The organism is Paenibacillus sp. NMA1017 (genome assembly GCF_058895805.1).
On sequence record NZ_JBZXYR010000001.1, the window covers coordinates 563,198 to 583,113 of the forward strand.

The window sequence follows — 19,916 nt, forward strand, 5'->3', positions numbered from 1 at the left end:
AAAAAGACACCTTCCAAGCCACTATATAAATGGTTGAAAAGGTGTCTTTTTTTCTTTCATGCTATTCAATTAACGATGATCATTCCAAAAATTAAGCGGAGTCATGTTATCATTCAACGGCTCGAACGAATAGCCTTCTTTCTGCAAAGCAGCCATGATTTGTGGAAGCACCTTGATCGTAGATGGCTTATCATGCATAAGAACAACTGGTGTTCTGCCTTGCTTTTTCAATCTCTTTATATCACTTAGGACAGTCTGTACAAAATGCTGTGGATTTTTAGTATAACGCCAATCATTGGAATCGATATTCCAGTCCCAAATATGATAGCCTGCACCCGTCAGTTGATCACGGTACGCTTTCTTCAAATAGGGTTTGCTGCCATAAGGTGTACGAATCAAAGAAGTGCGTTTCCCTGTAGCCTTAAATAAAATTTCGTTATCCTGATTCATTTCTGCTAATGCTGCTGCCGGGGATGCATAGATTTTCTTCACCTGATGCGTCATCCCATGGAGGCCCAAACCATGCCCTGCGTCTACCATTCTCTTCATCACTGCGCTATGTTGACGAATCTCAGGTCCCAGCATGAAGAAAGTAGCCTTCGCATTATATTTATCTAAAATATCCAGCAGCTGCGACGTATGCGCCGTTGGGCCATCATCGAAGCTCAAATAAATTGTACGGCTGGATGATGAGGCAGTTCCCTTGTTGCCTGTATTGCCGGCTTTGCCCGGTTTGACAGCTGCATACTGTTTAATTTCTGCCTCGAATGTATTCAAGAACTGAGCATCAGACAAACTAGCATTTGCGTTCTGAATTCGATACAGATTACTTGTTGGAAGCGTAATAGTGAAGCCAAACGCATCGGTCAAAGTGCGAATTGGCACCATTGTACGTCCTTCATGCTCGAACACATCCCCCTTGTTTAAATCCAGCATAAAGCTGCGATTATGTCCAGTCAGTACCAATGTATTTCCGTTGGCCGAAGTAGAAATCCCCATCTTTTGCCCTAATGTAACGATAGGAACATACAACTTATCATTTTTCATTACGGGCTGAATTGTATTCGAATCTAGTAACACATCATTGACCCCTAATAAAGGAGCCTTCGCTTGTGCACTCGCCGTATTCGTATGTATACCTAGCAAACCCAAACAACAGATTGCCATCAAACATACAGCCATCCACTTTGCATTTAAAAGCTTCATTCATTACACCATCCTGTGCTGTATTTTATAATGTGCGGGAGCTATCTCTAGCTTGTCTATGAAGTTATACAGACATGACGATATAGACATGGCAATATAGACATTCACTCAACATATAGAACATAAACGCATATGAACCGACTGAACCTGACGTCTTTTCGTTCCCCCTATATATATTACTAGATTACCAGACTATAGTAGGTAAATATAGTAAAACAATTTAAAAACAATCTCGCAATCCCCCTGCCAGAGAAGGTTACAAAGTTGTGAATAAATTGGAGACTCCTTACCCTAATTGCTCGGGTGCGATATTCTTAGTTTTCCTCTTATGCATCTCATCCAGATACAAGGTATATTTGGAATCTCCGCTATATGTAAGAAACAACCACTCAAGCGCACGGGTCATGCCAATATATAGGAGAGAGACCTCTCTTTCTTCAATCTCTTCTCTCTTAAATGGCATGTTCTCAATCGCCACAATAAAGACAGCACGAAAATCCAGACCTTTAGCACTGTCGAGAGTAGATATTTTTACTGTCTCTTCTTCTCTTATAAAATTACGTTTGGATTCACGGCTTTCAGTCATCCAAGTATAAGGTACCTGATGCTTCTCTAAGCTGCTTCTGATCTCATTAATATAAGAAAGTTTATAATTGTTCTGCACCCTATATAAGATAGCTATATCATTAAGCGGAATAGCCTTTTCTTGACGAAGAAATGTAATAGTTTCAATAATAAAATCCATCTCATCACAAATATTTCGGCATCTGCGGAAGATAGGTTCAGGTCCCTTGCGCTTTGTTGACTGTGGGGGAATAATTTCTACTCCTTCGAGTGACCCGCTTTGAACCTTGTTTTGTAGTTGTGAATGGCTGCGATAAAAGTCCCAAGCAAACCGTACAATTTGGGCGGTATTTCGATAGTTAATAGAAAGGATTTTCGATCTCCCTCGAAAATCCAAACCCGTTTCTTGTGCAAGGCTATTCTTCCTTTTAAAGATAGATTGTGCCCGATCCTCTACTAACAGTAGGGACTCCGTATCAGGATTGAGACAATGACTGACTAAACGCAACCATTCTGGTTCAAAGTCCTGTCCTTCATCAATGAGTATGGCATCGTAGATGGGAACAATAGCTTCAAATTTGTTCAATTTCTCTAATAACTCAGGTATCCCATTGTCCTTGATCCGCATATGACTACCAAGCCATTCATGAAAGTTATATACTTCAACATTTGAAGGCGCCCATTCACATTCTGTATTATCAAAATTAAATAAATCTTCTGACTCCATCATTTTTTGGTAGATCCACTGTTTAAGAGTGCGAGATAGGGGAATACCATAGCAAAGAACAAGAATTTTCCAATCAGGATGCGCTTGAGCCAGCATTTTAGCTCGACTGACAAGAACCAACGTTTTTCCACTACCTGCTACGCCACGAATAAGACGATGTCTGTCTCCCAATTGCTTAGCCATATTCTCTTGGTGGAGATCCATGGTTTTGATGTTATGAAGAGATAGTAGCAACTGATCCTGATAAGGTACAGGTTCTTTGAACTCTGCGCTAATCCGTACTTCAGGAAATAAATGAAATCGGATAGCCTGAATATCCTCATCTGTAAGCGTATAACGACGTTTGCTTTGAATCGTGAACATACCAAACAGCTTTTCCATTAATGTTTCATTTGAAAATCCATCATCATCTGTATCAATCTCATCTCTACACAACACAAAAGAAGGATCTATGACATTGTATAGTCCTAATTTAATGAAATCCTCTTGCTTCAAACGTGTAAATACCGTACCGTATCCATAGGAAAACTTTAGATAACCAGATAGACCTTGAAGTAAGTCTTTATCTTTTTTCAATTGGTCCGAAATAAGTCGGGCATTGTCCCGTGCCTGTTTGAGAGGACTTTTCACCGTTCGTGTCTCACCGGCTGAGGTATGCAGCATCCATTCGTCCTGATTAATTTGATGCAACGTGCTTTTTGTATAATCTTTTACTTCAAGAACAATGAGTCCAATATCCGGACCGATAATAACAAAATCAGGTCGTCTTCCCCGAATTTCCGGTTCATAATAAATAATGTAATCACTAGGTAAATACCTCTTTAAGGTTTCAAACAGAAGTCGTTCTCCTGCTGTCGCCTTCTTCGGTATATACTCCGGTACCATATAGGCCATGTGTCCTGTCTCTCCATTTCGTGGTTCTTCCACAGTAATGTATAGATTTCAACATCATTTTACATATATAGTATATCAAATATCTCCCAAAGAGCGAATTAAGGCTCTTCGCTATACTTGGTGGTTAATGACACGTTTGATAGGTTGGTAGAGCGATTTGACATGAAGCCTCTGCGGACATGACTACTCGCAGAAGCCGCGAAGCATAGGGACTTCGCGATGCTAACCAGCTTATTATATCCGCCCCTCCATATAAAATTGCAGTCTATTTTACCCATGCGGAATAGCGAGGAGGGCCGAATTAAAACTATATATTTCTCTCTGTAATCCTTAGAATCGTAAGAGAAGAACATATTACCTCCATTTCCATTAATAATGTCACATTTTAATATATCGACACCTTAAACTTCCATTTTTATAGGCCAAATGGACCTTATTTTCCATAAACCGGTTAAGCCCATGGGATTAAAAGAAAATCAGGAGAGGAGTCACTTGCAAACCCCCCTTCGGGTATAGTAGTATGTGTTTAAAAAAATCGGAGGGTATATGCCTAAACAACAAGATAAACATTCCATTCAGGCGTGGTCTCTGATCAATCGCAAATATTTGGGAAAAGGCGTGCGTGTCAAACGTTTTCGTAAACCAACACGCTGTCAAGTGCGCAATCGCGTTTTGCTTGCCGTTTTGATGGCTAATGACATTAAACTGTCCCAACTTGCCGAGGAGCTTTCCATTTCCTCCCGTAGTGTCAGTGCGTGGGTATATGAAGGTCGTATTCCCGGCAACACTAATCTGGAAAAGACGTGTAATACACTTGGTTATCCGCACCATATTCTATTTAATGAAGAGGTTGTCCGGCGTTCACCACTCATCTGTCAACCAGCGCCGTCCCGTTTTATGAAACGGACTGTGACTCGTTCTCCGGTTAAAAATCGGATTTTGGCGGGTCTATGCATGGTACATGATATTTCGGTGACCGATGTGAGTCATTGGATTGGCGTTCACCCCGGTACATTTCGGAAATGGTTGCATCAGGGTACCGTTCCTTCGCAAACCTTCCAGGATCAGGCGGAACAGTTTTTCCGTATTCCAAAATCCATTTTGTTTGCTGATGCCATGCTGAAAAAGTAAAAATGTCCGTAAAAGAGAAATGATTGTAATTTTCATGAAAGTCTTTGAAAGGAACGCATTACCATCTTTCATTCGCTGAGACTTTCACATCATGTAATTTCACAGAATATAAAATGCAAAAAGCACAGTCTGCCGATTCCTCGGCGTACTGTGCTTTTTAGATAACAGAGCTTTAAATACTTCTTGCTTATATTTTGTCAGCTTCTTAAGAATGGATGCTTGCCGTTTCAGTTGAACGTCCGGCTTCTTCCTTGATGGACTTCAGCTTTTTCATCACCGGGTTGCCTCCACGTCCCAAGTAGTCGTGAAGACGGCTGTATTCCTCGTACAGCTTATCATACACGGCCGCGTTCTCAGGGATCGGCTTGAAGCTCCCGTCCCGTACACGTGCCATATGACGCGCTGCTTTGACGATATCGTCGTACCCTCTATCTTCAGCTCCCGTAGCCACTGCTGCAAACATGGCCGCACCCAGCGCAGGAGTTTGGGTGGAGCTGCAACCTTAATTTCCCGTCCGGTTACGTCGGCATAAATTTGCAGCAGCAGTTGATTTTTCTGCGGCAATCAACTTCACGATACAATACGCCTACTGGCACGCCGTTATGATGGAATGCATCGATAATTTTACGTGTTCCGAACGCAGTTGCTTCCAGCAATGTACAGTACACTTCCTCTGGCTTTGTCAGCAACGTATATCCGACAATCAGTCCCGTCAAGTTGGTGTCAACCAATAGAGAACGGTTACCGTTCCACCAATCCAGCGCCAGCAACCCGGTTTCCCCCGGCTTATATCTGCAATGGAGGAGGTGACTGAAACCAGCCTCAAATGAAAAATTACAGGCGGGTCGTAACGACCCTTTATCCTTGGTTCCGCTTTTATTATAAGATTGTACGTACAACTTAGCCAGTCCTTTTTTATGTATTTTTCGATAGATTTATGTACTCATTCTCAGAAAAAACGTAGTAAAAACAGCCTATTTCTGCAATCCAGAAAACAGACTGTTCGGTATGGCGAGAGATATGCCCATCAAATATGAAGCGTTAAAGCTGTATACTTACTAACTTGTCCCTACATGTTAAGTAATAAAAACGACTGATCTCCCAGCCTAGTGTTCTCCAGGCATTGCCTGGACAGGCCCCGTAGATTCACGAACGATGAGCTCAGGCGATAGAATTAACTGACGATCTTCTTCATGGTACCCCTTCTCTTCAATCATCGACAGCATGGTATCGGCAGCACGTAACCCCAATTCTTCCTTTGGATGCCGAATTGTCGTTAGCTTGATTTCTGTTGCTGTCGCCAAAAATGAATCATCAAACCCAACCAGCGATAGATCATGGGGAATATTCAGACCCGCCGAACGTACTATATCCAGAAGTCGAACAGCCAACTCATCATTGTAGGTCACCCATCCAGTAGGACGCTCTCCCGTCTCTATCGCCAATAGCTCCGACGCACGTTGTAGCGGAATCTCATTTTTTTCTTCAGTCCGGTAAGTCGTTACTGCATTCGGATGTAATGTCACTCCATATTTACGGTGAGCGGCTACAAATCCCTTCATACGAAGAATCCCCTGCATATCATCGGTTTTGAAAAATCCGGCCAAGCGTCGGTGCCCCAGCTTAATCAGATGCTCTGCCGCCAAAAAACCACCCTTCTCATCATCTACTCGCAGACAGGGCGCATCCATTTCCTCATAACGCGCATTGATCATCAAATAAGGGATTAGGCGATTTTCCACGGTTAAATAATAGCTCAGATTGGGGTTACGCTCTCCACTTTTCGTCGGTTCAATAATAATTCCGCTCAGCGGTTGACTCAACAGCATTTCCAAGCACTGACTTTCTTGCTCAGGGTCATTACCTGTGCTTGACAGCAGCATCTTGTATCCCTGGCGACTCAATTTGGATTCAATTCCCTGTACAATGGATGGGAAAATATAATCCGAAATATAGGTTGTAATGACTCCAATAATCTTTGGATCTTCGGGCTGTTTACTGTCACGTGTCGCGACAAAGGTTCCCTTGCCCTGCATTCGAAATAGCCATCCTTCCTGCACCAGCTCACCCAGCGCCTGACGCACCGTTTGCCGACTAACGGCAAATTGTTCAGACATTTCATGCTCAGATGGAAGCTGGCTTTGTGGTTCCAGTTTGGACGAATGAATCCAGGACAAAATTTCCTGTTTAACTTGTATATATTTGGGCGCCATAATTTCCTCCGTACTCGAAATATCGTGTACCTGTTCATATTCCACGATTATAGCATACCGTTCATTTGTACATACAAATGTTGCAGGAGCAGGATATCCTCGTATTGCTGCCGGAGGTGTAAACCCATTCGCTTATCCCTTCCTTGCCACACAAGATTGGCTGAATATCTAAGGACAATTTGCGTAGATGTTGCACATTACGAACGAAGTAATTGATGTTCATTCATATACTTAAGTCCTGTATAGCGATCACGCAAGGTATGAGCGGTGCGCAATGCACGAGCGAGCTGTTCCTCCGTAACTCCCAGCTCGGCAATGGTAGATGGGCCTCCGACCTGAGCCAGCCATGCACGCATCTGCTCCGACGTAGGCAAAGCCCGATACACCTTAAAAGCCTCTACATCCTGGCTGGCTGCTAAATCCCTGTACAGGTCAGACAGCAATGCGGATGCTACGCCTACTTTGGCACCATGCAAAACTTGCTTGCGTCCCTCTGCAATAAAATCCATTTCAATTCGGTGGGAAATATGGTGCTCTCCCCCTGACGCTGGACGAGAGTGATCTATCATCAGCATCGAAATACCGGATGCAATCAGCGCATTCATCAATACCTCCACACCAGCCTTGCTGCCTGCCGCAATCTCATCGACATGCTCTACACAGGCACGCAGAGCCTCCTCAGTAATGCGATTAGCCACAGGTGAATATGGCTCGTTTCCCAAATCTCTGGATACATGCCAGTCCGCTAGTGAGGTGAACTTACCGAGCATATCGCCAAAACCTGCGGCAGTCATCGTCTGTGGCGCATTTTCCAGCACGGACAAATCAGCAAAGATCGCCTCTGGCGGAACTGCTTGGAACGTCTGCTTGCTGCCGTCCACAATCAGTGGTGCGCCTGCGGAGGTAAAACCATCCACCGAAGCAGCCGTCGGTACTGACAAGAACGGACGATTCATTTTATAACATACGAAGCGAACCAGATCATGAATCGTGCCGGAGCCTACAGCAAGTACAGCCTGACTCTTATCCGCCACACCCAGCAGCACCTTCATAATGTAGGTTTCATCAGCAATCACATCCCCTACAGCATTCGGAGGTAAGCGGACTACATCAACTGTCAAACCTGCTTCACGGATCAGCTCAGCCACTTTTGTTCCTGCCGCCACCGAAGTATGCTCATCTTCTACCAGGGTTACATGACGATAATCCTTTTGATTCAGATAAGGAGCAACAGAGTCTAGTGCTCCATCCCGTACCTCAATAAACAATTCAACCTTTCGGTGAGGATGATCAGCGTTACTAGCCTGCGCCTCTTCGTTCCACAGCTTGATCTGTTCATTCATATTCATTTCATCAGCCTCCTGAAAAAGGAATAATTTGCACAAGAATGCTCCATAATAATTAATAGATTTCGTTTGAAAACGATTACTATTTAATTGTACGCACAAGTGTGTGTCCAAGTCCAGAGAAAAAGTACAAGTTGCTTTTTAATTTATACATTCGAAAGGAACATGTTTATGAAATTTGGAACAGATATTGCCTGTGCACTTGGGTTACTGGCAGGTACAACATTTGGCAGTGGTATTGCTTTTTTGTTCGGCTGGCAAGCTTATCGGGCCCTGACTTCTGTTGCAGTCTTTGGCATTGCGGGGATTATCATTACCATTGCCGTTTTTCGCTTGCTGCATCGTAAGTCGCTTTCCACGTCTAATTCTCGATAAATGCTGTTAGTGAAACGAGTGCAACTTGTATTTTGCTAGAATACATAAAAAAACGGGTCTCTTAAGCCAATTGCATCGCTTGAGAGTACCCGTTTCTATTTTACACATATTTACTTATGAAGTCGTGTCTACCTCTGGATTAACGTCTAATTCATAATCAATTTCATCAAACCCGAATCCAAATAATTGGAGGAAATCCAGACGGTATTGTTCGAGATCGCCCAATTCAGATACATTTTCTGTAGTGATTTCGGACCAAGCTGCTTTGACAGCCTGCTGTACATCGTCTCTCATTTCCCAGTTATCCAGACGAATGCGTCCTTCTTCATCCGTTTCCACAGTGGACCCACTGTATAGCGTCTCAAACAGACGTTGTGCCTGCTCAATACAACCCTCGTGCAGTCCCTTTTCTTTCATGACCTTAAACAGCAAAGAAATATACAATGGTACGACTGGAATAGCCGAACTGGATTGTGTAACCAAAGCTTTATTCACAGAAACGTAGGCTTTCCCATGATAACGTTCCAGTTGCTTTGTTAGAGTATGTGCTGTAGCTTCCAAATCATTTTTAGCTTGGCCAATGGTTCCTTTACGATAGATAGCCTCCGTAATTTCGGGACCAATATACGAGTAAGCCAGTGTGGTTACCCCTTCAGCCAGCAGATCGGCTTCTTCCAACGCTTTTAACCACAAGGACCAATCTTCGCCACCCATTACCGTGATGGTGTTCTCAATTTCCTCCTGCGTAGCCGGTTCCAGCGTAATTTCTGATACGACACCTGTATTCGTATTCACTGTTTTATTAGAAAAAGACTGTCCGATAGGCTTGAGAACGGAATTAAAGGTTTCACCCGTATCGGGATGTGTCCGTCGCGGTGAAGCGACACTATACACAATCAGGTCTACCTTGCCCAGCTTTTCCTTTACCAGCTTCAATGTCTCCTGCTTAATTTCATGAGAAAAAGCATCTCCATTAATGCTTTCTGCTATGTAGCCAGCTGCTCTGGCCGCTCTTTCAAAGGCTACTGTATTATACCAGCCTGCTGAAGCCGTGCGCCCCTCTGATGCGGGACGTTCATAGGATACCCCTATGGTATCAGCTCCTAGACCGAAACTCGCAGCAATACGAGAAGCCAGTCCATATCCAGTAGATGCTCCGATCACAAGTACCTTTTTAGCTCCTTGTATTGATGTGCTGTCTTTAATGTAGTTGATCTGACGGTTAACATGAGCTGCGCATCCTGCAGGATGTGCAGTCGTACATATGAAACCACGAATTTTCGGTTTAATAATCATTGCAAGGGTCCCCCTACTTTGGCATTCATTTAATATGGATGGAATGGTTGTCCAGTCATAACTATATAGCAAATCAGCTTGCGGCTCAACACATAACATAGCACTTGAAGGCGGTCAAAGGAAACCGCCGTAAACACTATTCATTTTGAATCATTTTCTAACAACATCACATCTTCTCCTTGCTGTTGTCTTATTTTGATATTAACTCTTCCCCAAGAACACATTAAGTCAATAATTTCATTTGCTGTAATTCCATATTCCGTTATATAATACTCCACTTTTGGAGGCATTTGATTATACACATGTCTACCTATGATACCATCCTTTTCAAGTTCGCGAAGTTGCTGTATAAGAACCTTTTGAGAAATGCCCGGAATACTACGCTGTAATTCACTTGTCCTTTTTCTACCAGACATTAATAAACATATGATTAATGATTTCCATTTACCTCCGATGATCTCAAGTGTTGCTTCTATGCCTAAATTATATTGTTTCATAGTGTCACCTCTTCAACGCTAAAAATAACAAAGGTTATCTAATTAAATCTATAATTGCATATCTTCACTCTAAGTCCAATGCACACTTTCAAGTAACTATCTTACTTTATTGTGTGTATTTACTTTTTTTGAAGCATACAGAATAATAATAGAGCATCTACAAAGGCAAATATGTTACGTAAGAAAGGTGATTTATGATGAAAACTCTTGTGATTTTAGCTCATCCCAATATTGAAGATTCTAGAGTAAATAACAGATGGAAACGAGAATTACTTCAATATACCAATGAAATTACAATTCATGAGATCTATAAAGAGTATCCAAACTGGAGCATTGATGTTTTGAAAGAACAAAAGTTACTTGAAACACATAGTAATATCATATTCCAATTCCCTTTATATTGGTATAGTTACCCACCTTTATTAAAAAAGTGGTTTGATGATGTTTTTACTCACGGATGGGCTTATGGTTCACAAGGTTATAAGTTAAAAGGAAAGAAGCTAGGGATAGCCATGTCTATTGGCGATAAAAAAGAAAATTACTTACCTACTGGTTCCGTTTCTTTTACTGCAGATGAAGTTATAGCACCTTTTAAAGCAAGCGCAGTCCATGTTGGCGCCATAACATTACCCTTTTTCGCTGTCTTTGGAGCCTCGTTTCAAGCAAGCGACGAAGACATTAATCAGAGTGCAAAGGACTATATTAAATATATATTTCAGTATAAATAAAATAGTTATAATAGTACACGCATCTTTACCATATAAAAACAGGCTCTTGGTGGCATCCAGCCAATCCAAGAACCTGTAAATGTTAGGCAATGATGCGGTCGAGAGGACTCGAACCTCCACGGGGGGTTAGCCCACACGGACCTGAACCGTGCGCGTCTGCCAATTCCGCCACGACCGCATATTATGTACTCACACCGATATTTTCAATCACGGTAATTTAGATTATATCTTCCATAGAACATAAAATCAAGCTATTTTTATATTATATTTTCTATGAATCATTCCCGTAAATATAAGAAAATCACTGGATATCACAAACCAGATATGGTAAAATGGGTTCATCAGGAAAGGAGGTGCGTCAACATCAATAATCACATGTTGAGCGTATCCCTTACCCGGTCCGTTATTCTCTAATTTACAGAGTTGACGGAGGCGCGGGATACGGATCAAAGCTTTAATTAAGCGCCACGGGTAAAAAGACCGTCCTCGGACGGTCTTTTTTATTTCAACATCATTTATAAGATTACATACTGCACTGTGAAAGAGGAGACACGATGTCGATTAGACCCGCAAATGTGGAAGAGCTCAACGAGTTGGCAGCCATCTGGCTAGATGCTTCCATGGAAGCCCATCATTCTATTGCTCCGCAGTATTGGGCATCACAAGTTACCGAGATGGAAAACAGGTACCTTCCTCTCGCTCAAAACTACGTTATCATACAAGATGATCATAGCATTGGCGGCTTCGTTTCCATGTTGGATGGATACCTGGCGGCTCTGTTTATACGTGTTGATTCTCAAAGGAAAGGCTATGGCAAGTTGCTACTAGATTGGATCAAGAAGCAACATAATGAAATTCAATTAAAGGTATACCGGTCGAACACGAAAGCATTTAACTTTTATACTAAAAATGGTTTTACCATTCAGGCAGAATCAGTGGATGCTGAAACTGACGAGAAGGAATTTGTGATGATATGGACAAAACATGAACGATAATGAAGACCTTTAGCTATACAGTCTTCTTATTTAACCCATAGACCTCGGTATATAAAATCTCTTTAAACGGAGCAAAATCCTGTTCAGCCAGCGTACTTGGATAGCTCATAATTTGAAGCCGCAGATCAGCCTGTCCTTCTCTTAAAGGGGGCTGTACATAGTCAAAATGGTTCAGATGAAATCCCAAACGTTCGTAAAAACCAATCCTTCTCCGTGTCCATTCGTCCCCTGGTGGCTCAACCTCCAGTACTACCGGTTTACCGGACTGTGAAATAAACTTGCTCATAAGCTCTTTACCTAACCCGCCACCCCGTATAGCCGAATCTACGGCAATATGCTCTACAAACCGAAAATCTGTAAACTCCCAGCCCGCCAAAAAAACAATTGTTTGCCCTTGTTCGTCTTTTTTGGTAAGTAAACGATAACACGGATGATGAAGAAGAGCCCTCTGGGACTCGAATGTCCTGCATTCCGTTTCAGGAAAAGAAGCCTCCATAATCGCATATACTTGAGAGAATTCAAGTTCATTCATTTATACTTTCAACTCCTCTAACGTTAACTTGATGGTCTACTAATGTCATTTACATTAGGGTCCTAACCCTTTAGACCTTGTTTAATTCCATAAGCGTCAGCAATATGTGTTCCAACAGCTCTGGAATGTCTTCCATCTGATCTTCGTTAATTTGTCTGGAAAATCGGAGTTCAATCCTGTTTTGATATGTAGATGTCTTCTCTCCGTAAATCTGACTAAGCGTTTGTAAAGGCCGAAGATCGGGCTTCCAAATTTCGGTCAGTATATTTTCAATCCGGCTGCATTGTGACTCAATATCACGAATTTCCATGTAAAAACTCAGCAACAAGACACATCCCGGAATTTGATCTTTGATTTCCAAAATTTCCGCAGCCAAGTTGTTTAAATCTGCCTTTAGTTGAATCTCTGCTGTCACACTCGGGTGTTCTCTCAGTCTGAATTGGACAGCAAATTCACGTGACATCACAGACATTTCCAATCTGTCGATCCGCTGTGTAATGTCAATACGTGAATCCAAATTATCCAGATCGTAAACTGTATTTTCCATAGCCACTTTTAAATTATCAAAAACGGTCGGGTCGAACATGTATTTTTCACCTCCAATTATGGAGTATAACATAACACCTGTTACTTCCAAAATAAGATACCCCTTTTCACTAAAGCATATTAAGATGGGATTTTATAGTATACAGTAAGTTGGTCGATTCCTATGTCGAAGTTTAGTGAATATATTTGTAAAAACACATAATTGTAACAAAAAAATATATTTTTTTGATTATTATCCTTTTTATATTCCAATATATTGGAATATACTATATAATACTGGATGGGATTGGTTATACATATTCATATAAATCCCAAAATAAAAGAAGGGAAGAGATTATTAAATGAAAAAGGCAGTCTTTTCTACACTAGGTCTTGCACTTCTATTAAGCACATCCACCGCCGTTGCATCTGCTCAAGAAGCAACACCCACACTACAAAAGGAACCTATCCAGATTTCTTCATCTTCATGGTACCCCGACGTAGAGCCTAATAACTGGTTTGATGAAGTTACCAGCGAAATAACAGTAGGGGATGGAATCGATATCTATGGGAGCTTAGGAAGAAAAATTCCTGGAGGATATGCAGGCTATTATGACTTTGGCGATTATTATAAGTTTACAGCTCCTCGGTCTGGATTTTATGAATTTAACATTCAAGGAGAAATATATCCCAAAGCATGGATGATGCTTAGTGTGGCTGATAACAAAGGAAGCATCAAAAGAAGTGCAGAAGATCGTCAATACAGTTTAGGTTTAAATCTTAAAGCTGGAGAAACTTACTACTTGTTAGTAGAAGCAACCAATGCTGAGATTGGTCAATTGTTCGACTACAGAGTTACTTCCACGATCAAATAGATCAAACAGCCAATTGACAGGAGAACAAAAACGTGATCCTTTTTATAAGGGCCACGTTTTTACATCTTTGAACACCTATTATCTTACGACAAATGCAGCTATATCCTCGTAGAAGAACGGATGGTTTACGTTCATACCTCCTTCGTGCTTGTGGTTCGTTTATACTTTTTCACCTTAGAAAAATCTTCACCTTGAAACAATTTTATTATATTTAATCAATATAACTATTTCTTTTGTTGTGTATCGTATAGCTAGTGAATAATATATAAATACTAATGTAAATGAATATAAGCCCAAAGAAGAGAGGTTGTTTATTCATGAAAAAAACATTGATAGCTTCATTAGGTCTTACACTTATGCTGAGTACTACTGCCAGTGTCGCTTTAGCCGAAGAAGCAAATCCTGTACCAGTAGCAAAGGAATCAACTCTAACCTCTGTACTTGAATATAATGAACAGGAGCCAAATGATAGTTTTGAACAAGCTAACTATTTTTTTATAGGTGATGCTGTCATCGGAACCCTTGGTAAAGAGGTTCAAGGAGGCTGGGAAGCCTACGATGTATTTAAAATTAAGGCTTTTAGATCGAACGAAGTTCAGTTTATAATTGAAGGCAACAAATACCCTGATTCTTGGATGGAACTAACTCTTTACGATAGTAATGGTACACGAATTAAACGTTCAAAAAACGCCCAATATTCTTTAAATGCTAATCTTGAAAAAGGTAAGGAATACTACCTAGCTGTCGATGTACCAGGACTTCAATATGGAGGAAACGTATTTTACTATAAAATCTCTACTGAAGTTATAAGGTAGCCTAAATAAATTTATGTAACTTTCCAAATAGTTAAATTATTATTTACTGCCTGCTGTTGTGTTGGATACATACAAAAGGCGCGTACAAAAATCAAAAAACTCTAACTACACCAAGAGCCTAACCCCTTTTTTAAGGAGCTAGGCTCTTTTTTAAGATCATGCAATTGGTACACTCTGTTATTTCACATTACCCTTGTCTTATGACAAACGTGAGCTAAAGTCCTCGTAGGAGAACTGACGAATTACCTTAATGCCTTCTTCATCGTTGTAGCTGGCGATCGCTGGCAGGTTGACTCCGTTGAACATGTGGTTTTTGACCATCGTGTAATGGGCCATGTCGCAGAATACAAGCTTGTCTCCCGGCTTCAATGGCTCTTTAAAGGAATAGTCTCCAATCACATCTCCAGCCAAGCACGTAAGTCCACCAAGTCTGTAAGTATGTGCATACTCACCAGGCTTGCCTGCATCAATGATATTCGGGCGATATGGCATAGCCAGCACGTCAGGCATATGACATTCAGCCGAAGTATCCAGAATGGCAATATCCATTCCGTTTTTCATCGTATCCAATACAGTAGCAACCAGATATCCAGTATTCAAAGCAATAGCTTCGCCCGGCTCCAAATAAACCTGCACACCATATTTATCCTGGAAATATTGAATACAGCGTACCAGCGTGTCCAGATCATAGTCTTCTCTGGTAATATGGTGACCGCCGCCGAAATTGAGCCATTTCATGTTCTTAATGTATGGCCCGAATTTCTCATCCACGACTTTAATGGTACGCTCCAGCGTATCTGAATTCTGTTCACACATCGTATGAAAATGAATACCGTCCACTCCATCCAGATCCTCAGGTCTAAAGTTAGCCAGAGTCACACCCATTCTGGAGTTGTTGTAGCAAGGATCATACAACGGCGTTTCGATTTCCGAATATTCCGGATTCACCCGAATGCCGATGTCGATTTTTTTGGAAGTTACGCCTTGCACTCTGCTTTTGTAGCGTTTCAATTGATCAAAAGAGTTGAAAACAATATGGTCAACATACTCCAATAGCTCATCAAATTCACTGTCAACATAAGCAGGTGCGTATACGTGAACCTCTTTGTCCATTTTTTCGCGACCAAGTCTTGCCTCGAACAAGGAACTGGAGGTTACGCCTTTTAGGTATTTGCCAACCAGAGGAAAGGTCGAGAACATCGAAAATCCCTTAAGAGCGAGCAAAATACTGCAGCCTGTCCGCTCTTGAACAGAATTTAAAACCTCAAGGTTTTTGACAAGAAGTCTTTCGTCAACAAGATAACAAGGTGATGGAAGTCCTGTAATATCAATATTCATCGCAGACCTCAATCAAGCAACGTTGGCGTAAAGTTCTCTTGCCATGGCAATCCGTGTTTATTTAGTGCTTCCATAAATGGATCTGGATCAAATTCCTCAACGTTGTAAACCCCTGGTTTTTTCCAGATACCTTTGATGATAAGCATTGCGCCGATCATGGCAGGAACACCAGTTGTGTAAGAAATGGCTTGGGAGCCAACCTCTGCATAACATTCCTCATGATCACAAACATTGTAAACATAATACGTTTTTGGTTTTCCATCTTTCACTCCTTGGATGATGCAACCAATGTTCGTTTTGCCTTTTGTTCTTGGTCCCAAAGAAGCCGGGTCTGGCAAAATAGCTTTCAGGAATTGCAGTGGAATGATTTGTTGTCCTTCGTAATCAATAGGCTCGATCGAAGTCATGCCTACGTTTTGAAGTACATTCAAATGATTCAGATAATTGTCCGAGAAGGTCATCCAGAAGCGGATTTTTTTCACTCCTTTAATATTCACTGCAAGAGATTCCAGTTCTTCATGGTACAAAAGATATATATTTTTCGGTCCAATTTCAGGAAGATCGTATACCTTTTTCTCAGAAAGTGGCTCAGTTTCAATCCATTCTCCGTTTTCAAAGTAACGACCCTTCGCCGTAATTTCACGAATATTGATTTCCGGATTAAAATTAGTTGCAAAAGGATATCCGTGGTCCCCTGCATTCGCATCCACAATATCAATCGTATGAATTTCATCAAAGTAGTGCTTTTGAGCATAAGCTGTAAATACTCCAGTCACGCCTGGATCAAAACCACTGCCCAGCAGAGCTGTAATTCCTGCTTTTTCGAATCTTTCTTTGTAGGCCCATTGCCAGCTGTATTCAAACTTCGGCGTATCCGGCGGTTCATAGTTCGCCGTATCAACGTAATGAACACCTGTCTCAAGGCAAGCATCCATTATCGTCAAATCCTGATAAGGGAGAGCCACATTGATAACTACATCCGGTTGAAAGCTTCGAATCAAGTCAATGACCATGTCGGTGTTGTCAGCATCAAGCTGAGCCGTTTGTATCTTCGTACGACCTCCACCCAGCTTCTCTTTAAGCGCATCGCATTTCTCAACAGTTCTGCTCGCGATACAAATTTCTTCAAATACATCTGGGTTTTGGCAACATTTATGCACCACAACGCTGGCCACGCCACCGGCGCCAATAATCAATGCTTTTCCCAAAATAAATAACCTCCTTATTCCATACGCTAATCGCTAATCATTCTTGCAAACAAAATGATTATAAAGACATCCCACCAAATAATCAAGAAAAACGACAATTTGCTGTATCAAAATTCACAGGAATATGTCACAAAAACTTTACAAAACCCAAAATTAGGCATAAAAACTCCGTAAAGTGAGCAGAAAACAAACATTACCCCAACACTCCAGGGAAGTCAGCACACCCTTACCGGAAGTTTTTTTGTATATAATGCTCATAGCCCTAAAGAATTAATATTATCTTATTTCTAAACAAAAGACCACCCCTCCGCATCCTATGAAGAAGATTCATGGGGTGGTAAAATAATGGGCTGATAACGTAATGCCTCATCTACGATCTCTGCCGCACTCAAGTCACGGTCATCCCAGTAGATCATATCACTGATCCCCGGATGGGGCGTATTTTGCATCACTATGGTCAGCATACTGTCGATTTCCTCTTCTGTTCCCTCACCTCTGATGATTTTTTCCACCAACTGTATAAGCTCACTTCGTTCTAAACGGTCTAAATTTTGGAGTTCCTGGTTGGCTTGATCCAAGCTCATATATTTGCCCTCCTTTAATTGAGTATGATCGGCAATGTGTGGGCCCATCCCTTCTTCTGTAAGCGCTATATGATCTATTATGAAGCTTTAAGAAGCGTTTATGATAAATAAAGCCGCCCCCAGGACGGGAACGGCTCTATACATTAATAATGCTTGTTAAACCATGATTTTGCAAATATCGTTCGTGAATTCAACCGGATCTTGCAGCGGCAAGCCTTCGATCAACAAAGCCTGATTATACAGTAATGCCGTATAGAGGTTTACTTTCTCCTTATTCTCGGCAAAAGCTTCTTTCAAAGAGTTGAACACCGCATGATTTACGTTGATTTCCAGCACTTTATTCGCTTTAACATCGGCGTTATTAGGCATAGCGTTCAAGATTTTCTCCATCTCAATCGTCACTTCGCCGTCTGCGGATAGACATACTGGATGTGTCTTCAAGCGCTTAGAGGCTTTAACACTAGATACCTTGCCTTCCAGCAAGCCCTTCATGTACTCGAACAGCTCTTTGTTGTCGTTTTGTTCTGCTTCTGTTTCTTTCTCGTTCTCGTCAGGCTCAATGCCCAGATCGCCGCTCGATACAGATTTGAATTCTTTCTCTTTGTAGCTTAAGAGCATTTTAATAGCGAACTCATCAATATCATCGGTGAAGTACAGAATTTCGTATCCTTTATCGGCCACCATTTCGGTTTGCGGCAGTTTTTCAATACGCTCGTTGGACTCGCCGGAAGCATAATAGATATACTTCTGATCCTCTGGCATACGCGATACGTATTCGTCCAAAGTAACCTGCTTTTTCTCTGTAGAAGAGTAGAACATGAGCAGATCCTGCAGAGTTTCTTTATGTCTGCCGTAATCGTTGTAGACACCAAATTTCAATTGTCTGCCAAATGATTTGTAGAATTGATCATATTTCTCCCGGTCATTTTTGAGCAAGGTCAGTAATTGGCCTTTGATTTTGCTTTCGATATTTTTGGCAATCAGCTTCAGCTGACGGTCATGCTGCAGCATTTCTCTGGAAATGTTGAGTGACAGGCTTTCGGAGTCAACCATACCTTTGACAAAGCTAAAATAATCCGGCAGCAGGTCAGGAGATTTTTCCATAATCAGCACACCGTTGGCATACAACTCCAGCCCTTTTTCATATTCCTTGGAATAGAAATCAAACGGGATATTCTCAGGAATAAACAAAATAGCTTGGTACACTACCGCACCGTCTGCACTGACGTGGATATGCTGGAGCGGCTTGTCGTAGCCATAGCGTTTTTCCGCATAGAAATTTTGATAATCCTCGTCGGTCAGCTCGCTTTTGTTTTTTCTCCAGATAGGAACCATGCTGTTGATACGCTGCTCTTCTTCGTAATCCTCGAACTCGTTGTCGCTTCCCTCTTTCAGGCGCTTGCCTGTAATATCCATTTTAATCGGATAGCGGATAAAGTCGGAGTATTTTTTAATCAGTGCTTTTAAACGATACTCGTCCAAATATTCGTCGTAGGACTCATCTTCGGTGTTTGCCTTGATTTTCAGAACTATCTCGGTTCCGACCTCGTCCTTTTCAGCTTCCTCAATGGTATACCCGTCTGCACCTGTGGATTCCCATTTATATGCAGTATCGCTTCCCAAAGCCTTGGTAGTCACTGTAACCACATCTGCTACCATGAAAGCTGAGTAGAAACCGACACCGAATTGACCGATGATGTCATGACCATCCTTGGATTCATTTTCATTTTTGAATGCCAGCGAGCCGCTTTTAGCAATAACACCCAGGTTATTTTCTAGTTCTTCCTTGGTCATACCAATCCCGGTATCACGCAGGGTTAGCGTTCTGTTATCCTTATCGGCAGTGACTTTGATATAATAATTTTCTTTGTCAAAGACCAGTTGATCATCCGTCAATGCTTTGTAATAAATTTTGTCAATCGCATCACTTGCATTGGAGATCAGCTCTCTTAGGAAAATTTCCTTTTGCGTGTAAATCGAGTTAATCATCATTTCGAGCAGACGCTTGGACTCAGCCTGAAACTGTTTTTTCTCCATTCGGATATCTCCTTTCAGATATGAACCTAT

18 protein-coding genes, 1 tRNA gene and 1 pseudogene are annotated in these 19,916 nt (G+C 41.6%); 6 read left to right on the forward strand and 14 right to left on the reverse strand.

What is annotated here, in order from left to right; translation table 11 throughout:
* Positions 1-69: 69 nt before the first annotated feature.
* Together AC5ELV_RS02675 and AC5ELV_RS02680 are read right to left on the reverse strand one after the other, a co-directional pair.
* Positions 70-1,206, reverse strand: a complete 1,137-nt coding sequence (locus tag AC5ELV_RS02675; protein ID WP_493429021.1) for a polysaccharide deacetylase family protein — start codon at positions 1,204-1,206, stop codon at positions 70-72.
* Between the two features lie 286 nt (positions 1,207-1,492).
* The gene (locus tag AC5ELV_RS02680; protein WP_493429022.1) at positions 1,493-3,391 is read right to left on the reverse strand and encodes a 3'-5' exonuclease; all 1,899 of its coding nucleotides are present in this window, start codon (positions 3,389-3,391) and stop codon (positions 1,493-1,495) included.
* Between the two features lie 546 nt (positions 3,392-3,937).
* On the opposite strand from AC5ELV_RS02680, the gene AC5ELV_RS02685 reads away from it, so the two are divergent.
* Positions 3,938-4,522 (forward strand): helix-turn-helix domain-containing protein, encoded by a 585-nt coding sequence (locus AC5ELV_RS02685; RefSeq protein WP_007429779.1) that lies wholly within the window; start codon positions 3,938-3,940, stop codon positions 4,520-4,522.
* A 205-nt stretch (positions 4,523-4,727) separates the two neighbouring features.
* Here the strand turns inward: AC5ELV_RS02685 and AC5ELV_RS02690 are convergent.
* The 3 genes and pseudogenes from AC5ELV_RS02690 to AC5ELV_RS02700 all read right to left on the reverse strand — a co-directional run.
* Positions 4,728-5,313: pseudogene (locus AC5ELV_RS02690) on the reverse strand (FGGY-family carbohydrate kinase); the annotation flags it as partial.
* A gap of 315 nt (positions 5,314-5,628) precedes the next feature.
* On the reverse strand, positions 5,629-6,735 hold the full coding sequence (locus AC5ELV_RS02695) for a GntR family transcriptional regulator (RefSeq protein WP_493429023.1): 1,107 nt from the start codon (positions 6,733-6,735) through the stop codon (positions 5,629-5,631).
* A gap of 197 nt (positions 6,736-6,932) precedes the next feature.
* Positions 6,933-8,084, reverse strand: coding sequence for a sn-glycerol-1-phosphate dehydrogenase (locus AC5ELV_RS02700; protein WP_493429024.1), 1,152 nt, complete (start codon positions 8,082-8,084; stop codon positions 6,933-6,935).
* A gap of 168 nt (positions 8,085-8,252) precedes the next feature.
* On the opposite strand from AC5ELV_RS02700, the gene AC5ELV_RS02705 reads away from it, so the two are divergent.
* Complete coding sequence (locus AC5ELV_RS02705) at positions 8,253-8,456, forward strand: hypothetical protein (RefSeq protein ID WP_075154015.1); 204 nt, start codon at positions 8,253-8,255, stop codon at positions 8,454-8,456.
* 114 nt (positions 8,457-8,570) lie between these two features.
* On the opposite strand, the gene fabV is transcribed toward AC5ELV_RS02705, so the two are convergent.
* Both fabV and AC5ELV_RS02715 read right to left on the reverse strand, forming a co-directional pair.
* A complete protein-coding gene (fabV, locus tag AC5ELV_RS02710) occupies positions 8,571-9,752 on the reverse strand; it encodes an enoyl-ACP reductase FabV (protein ID WP_341071873.1) in 1,182 nt (393 codons plus the stop codon).
* Between the two features lie 140 nt (positions 9,753-9,892).
* On the reverse strand, positions 9,893-10,249 hold the full coding sequence (locus AC5ELV_RS02715; protein WP_493429025.1) for a winged helix-turn-helix transcriptional regulator: 357 nt from the start codon (positions 10,247-10,249) through the stop codon (positions 9,893-9,895).
* Between the two features lie 197 nt (positions 10,250-10,446).
* On the opposite strand from AC5ELV_RS02715, the gene AC5ELV_RS02720 reads away from it, so the two are divergent.
* On the forward strand, positions 10,447-10,977 hold the full coding sequence (locus tag AC5ELV_RS02720; protein ID WP_493429340.1) for an NAD(P)H-dependent oxidoreductase: 531 nt from the start codon (positions 10,447-10,449) through the stop codon (positions 10,975-10,977).
* Positions 10,978-11,070: 93 nt separating this feature from the next.
* Here the strand turns inward: AC5ELV_RS02720 and AC5ELV_RS02725 are convergent.
* Positions 11,071-11,155 (reverse strand) — tRNA-Leu (locus AC5ELV_RS02725).
* Between the two features lie 376 nt (positions 11,156-11,531).
* Between AC5ELV_RS02725 and AC5ELV_RS02730 the strand changes: the two genes are divergently transcribed.
* Positions 11,532-11,972, forward strand: a complete 441-nt coding sequence (locus tag AC5ELV_RS02730) for a GNAT family N-acetyltransferase (protein WP_493429026.1) — start codon at positions 11,532-11,534, stop codon at positions 11,970-11,972.
* A 13-nt stretch (positions 11,973-11,985) separates the two neighbouring features.
* On the opposite strand, the gene AC5ELV_RS02735 is transcribed toward AC5ELV_RS02730, so the two are convergent.
* Together AC5ELV_RS02735 and AC5ELV_RS02740 are read right to left on the reverse strand one after the other, a co-directional pair.
* Positions 11,986-12,504 carry a GNAT family N-acetyltransferase gene (locus AC5ELV_RS02735; RefSeq protein ID WP_493429027.1) on the reverse strand — a complete coding sequence of 173 codons (519 nt, stop codon included), beginning with the start codon at positions 12,502-12,504 and terminating at the stop codon, positions 11,986-11,988.
* Between the two features lie 70 nt (positions 12,505-12,574).
* The gene (locus AC5ELV_RS02740; RefSeq protein ID WP_493429028.1) at positions 12,575-13,090 is read right to left on the reverse strand and encodes a hypothetical protein; all 516 of its coding nucleotides are present in this window, start codon (positions 13,088-13,090) and stop codon (positions 12,575-12,577) included.
* A 301-nt stretch (positions 13,091-13,391) separates the two neighbouring features.
* On the opposite strand from AC5ELV_RS02740, the gene AC5ELV_RS02745 reads away from it, so the two are divergent.
* A complete protein-coding gene (locus tag AC5ELV_RS02745; RefSeq protein WP_493429029.1) occupies positions 13,392-13,904 on the forward strand; it encodes a hypothetical protein in 513 nt (170 codons plus the stop codon).
* A 317-nt stretch (positions 13,905-14,221) separates the two neighbouring features.
* Positions 14,222-14,719, forward strand: coding sequence for a hypothetical protein (locus tag AC5ELV_RS02750; RefSeq protein ID WP_493429030.1), 498 nt, complete (start codon positions 14,222-14,224; stop codon positions 14,717-14,719).
* Between the two features lie 198 nt (positions 14,720-14,917).
* Here AC5ELV_RS02750 and nspC read toward each other — a convergent pair whose 3' ends face one another.
* The 4 genes from nspC to htpG all read right to left on the reverse strand — a co-directional run bounded on the left by nspC (position 14,918) and on the right by htpG (position 19,886).
* The gene (nspC, locus tag AC5ELV_RS02755; RefSeq protein WP_029516665.1) at positions 14,918-16,057 is read right to left on the reverse strand and encodes a carboxynorspermidine decarboxylase; all 1,140 of its coding nucleotides are present in this window, start codon (positions 16,055-16,057) and stop codon (positions 14,918-14,920) included.
* A gap of 8 nt (positions 16,058-16,065) precedes the next feature.
* The gene (locus AC5ELV_RS02760) at positions 16,066-17,265 is read right to left on the reverse strand and encodes a saccharopine dehydrogenase family protein (protein WP_013309649.1); all 1,200 of its coding nucleotides are present in this window, start codon (positions 17,263-17,265) and stop codon (positions 16,066-16,068) included.
* A 314-nt stretch (positions 17,266-17,579) separates the two neighbouring features.
* A complete protein-coding gene (locus AC5ELV_RS02765) occupies positions 17,580-17,849 on the reverse strand; it encodes a bacteriocin immunity protein (RefSeq protein ID WP_493429031.1) in 270 nt (89 codons plus the stop codon).
* Between the two features lie 156 nt (positions 17,850-18,005).
* Entirely contained in the window at positions 18,006-19,886 is a 1,881-nt protein-coding gene (gene htpG, locus AC5ELV_RS02770) for a molecular chaperone HtpG (RefSeq protein WP_493429032.1), read from the reverse strand.
* Positions 19,887-19,916: the final 30 nt, after the last annotated feature.

Excerpts from the sequence above, each read along its gene's own strand:
- AC5ELV_RS02675 (WP_493429021.1), bottom strand. The coding sequence starts at position 1,206 with ATGAAGCTTTTAAATGCAAAGTGGATGGCTGTATGTTTGATGGCAATC.
- AC5ELV_RS02680 (WP_493429022.1), bottom strand. The coding sequence starts at position 3,391 with ATGGCCTATATGGTACCGGAGTATATACCGAAGAAGGCGACAGCAGGA.
- AC5ELV_RS02685 (WP_007429779.1), top strand. The coding sequence starts at position 3,938 with ATGCCTAAACAACAAGATAAACATTCCATTCAGGCGTGGTCTCTGATC.
- AC5ELV_RS02695 (WP_493429023.1), bottom strand. The coding sequence starts at position 6,735 with ATGGCGCCCAAATATATACAAGTTAAACAGGAAATTTTGTCCTGGATT.
- AC5ELV_RS02700 (WP_493429024.1), bottom strand. The coding sequence starts at position 8,084 with ATGAATATGAATGAACAGATCAAGCTGTGGAACGAAGAGGCGCAGGCT.
- AC5ELV_RS02705 (WP_075154015.1), top strand. The coding sequence starts at position 8,253 with ATGAAATTTGGAACAGATATTGCCTGTGCACTTGGGTTACTGGCAGGT.
- fabV (WP_341071873.1), bottom strand. The coding sequence starts at position 9,752 with ATGATTATTAAACCGAAAATTCGTGGTTTCATATGTACGACTGCACAT.
- AC5ELV_RS02715 (WP_493429025.1), bottom strand. The coding sequence starts at position 10,249 with ATGAAACAATATAATTTAGGCATAGAAGCAACACTTGAGATCATCGGA.
- AC5ELV_RS02720 (WP_493429340.1), top strand. The coding sequence starts at position 10,447 with ATGAAAACTCTTGTGATTTTAGCTCATCCCAATATTGAAGATTCTAGA.
- AC5ELV_RS02730 (WP_493429026.1), top strand. The coding sequence starts at position 11,532 with ATGTCGATTAGACCCGCAAATGTGGAAGAGCTCAACGAGTTGGCAGCC.
- AC5ELV_RS02735 (WP_493429027.1), bottom strand. The coding sequence starts at position 12,504 with ATGAATGAACTTGAATTCTCTCAAGTATATGCGATTATGGAGGCTTCT.
- AC5ELV_RS02740 (WP_493429028.1), bottom strand. The coding sequence starts at position 13,090 with ATGTTCGACCCGACCGTTTTTGATAATTTAAAAGTGGCTATGGAAAAT.
- AC5ELV_RS02745 (WP_493429029.1), top strand. The coding sequence starts at position 13,392 with ATGAAAAAGGCAGTCTTTTCTACACTAGGTCTTGCACTTCTATTAAGC.
- AC5ELV_RS02750 (WP_493429030.1), top strand. The coding sequence starts at position 14,222 with ATGAAAAAAACATTGATAGCTTCATTAGGTCTTACACTTATGCTGAGT.
- nspC (WP_029516665.1), bottom strand. The coding sequence starts at position 16,057 with ATGAATATTGATATTACAGGACTTCCATCACCTTGTTATCTTGTTGAC.
- AC5ELV_RS02765 (WP_493429031.1), bottom strand. The coding sequence starts at position 17,849 with ATGAGCTTGGATCAAGCCAACCAGGAACTCCAAAATTTAGACCGTTTA.
- htpG (WP_493429032.1), bottom strand. The coding sequence starts at position 19,886 with ATGGAGAAAAAACAGTTTCAGGCTGAGTCCAAGCGTCTGCTCGAAATG.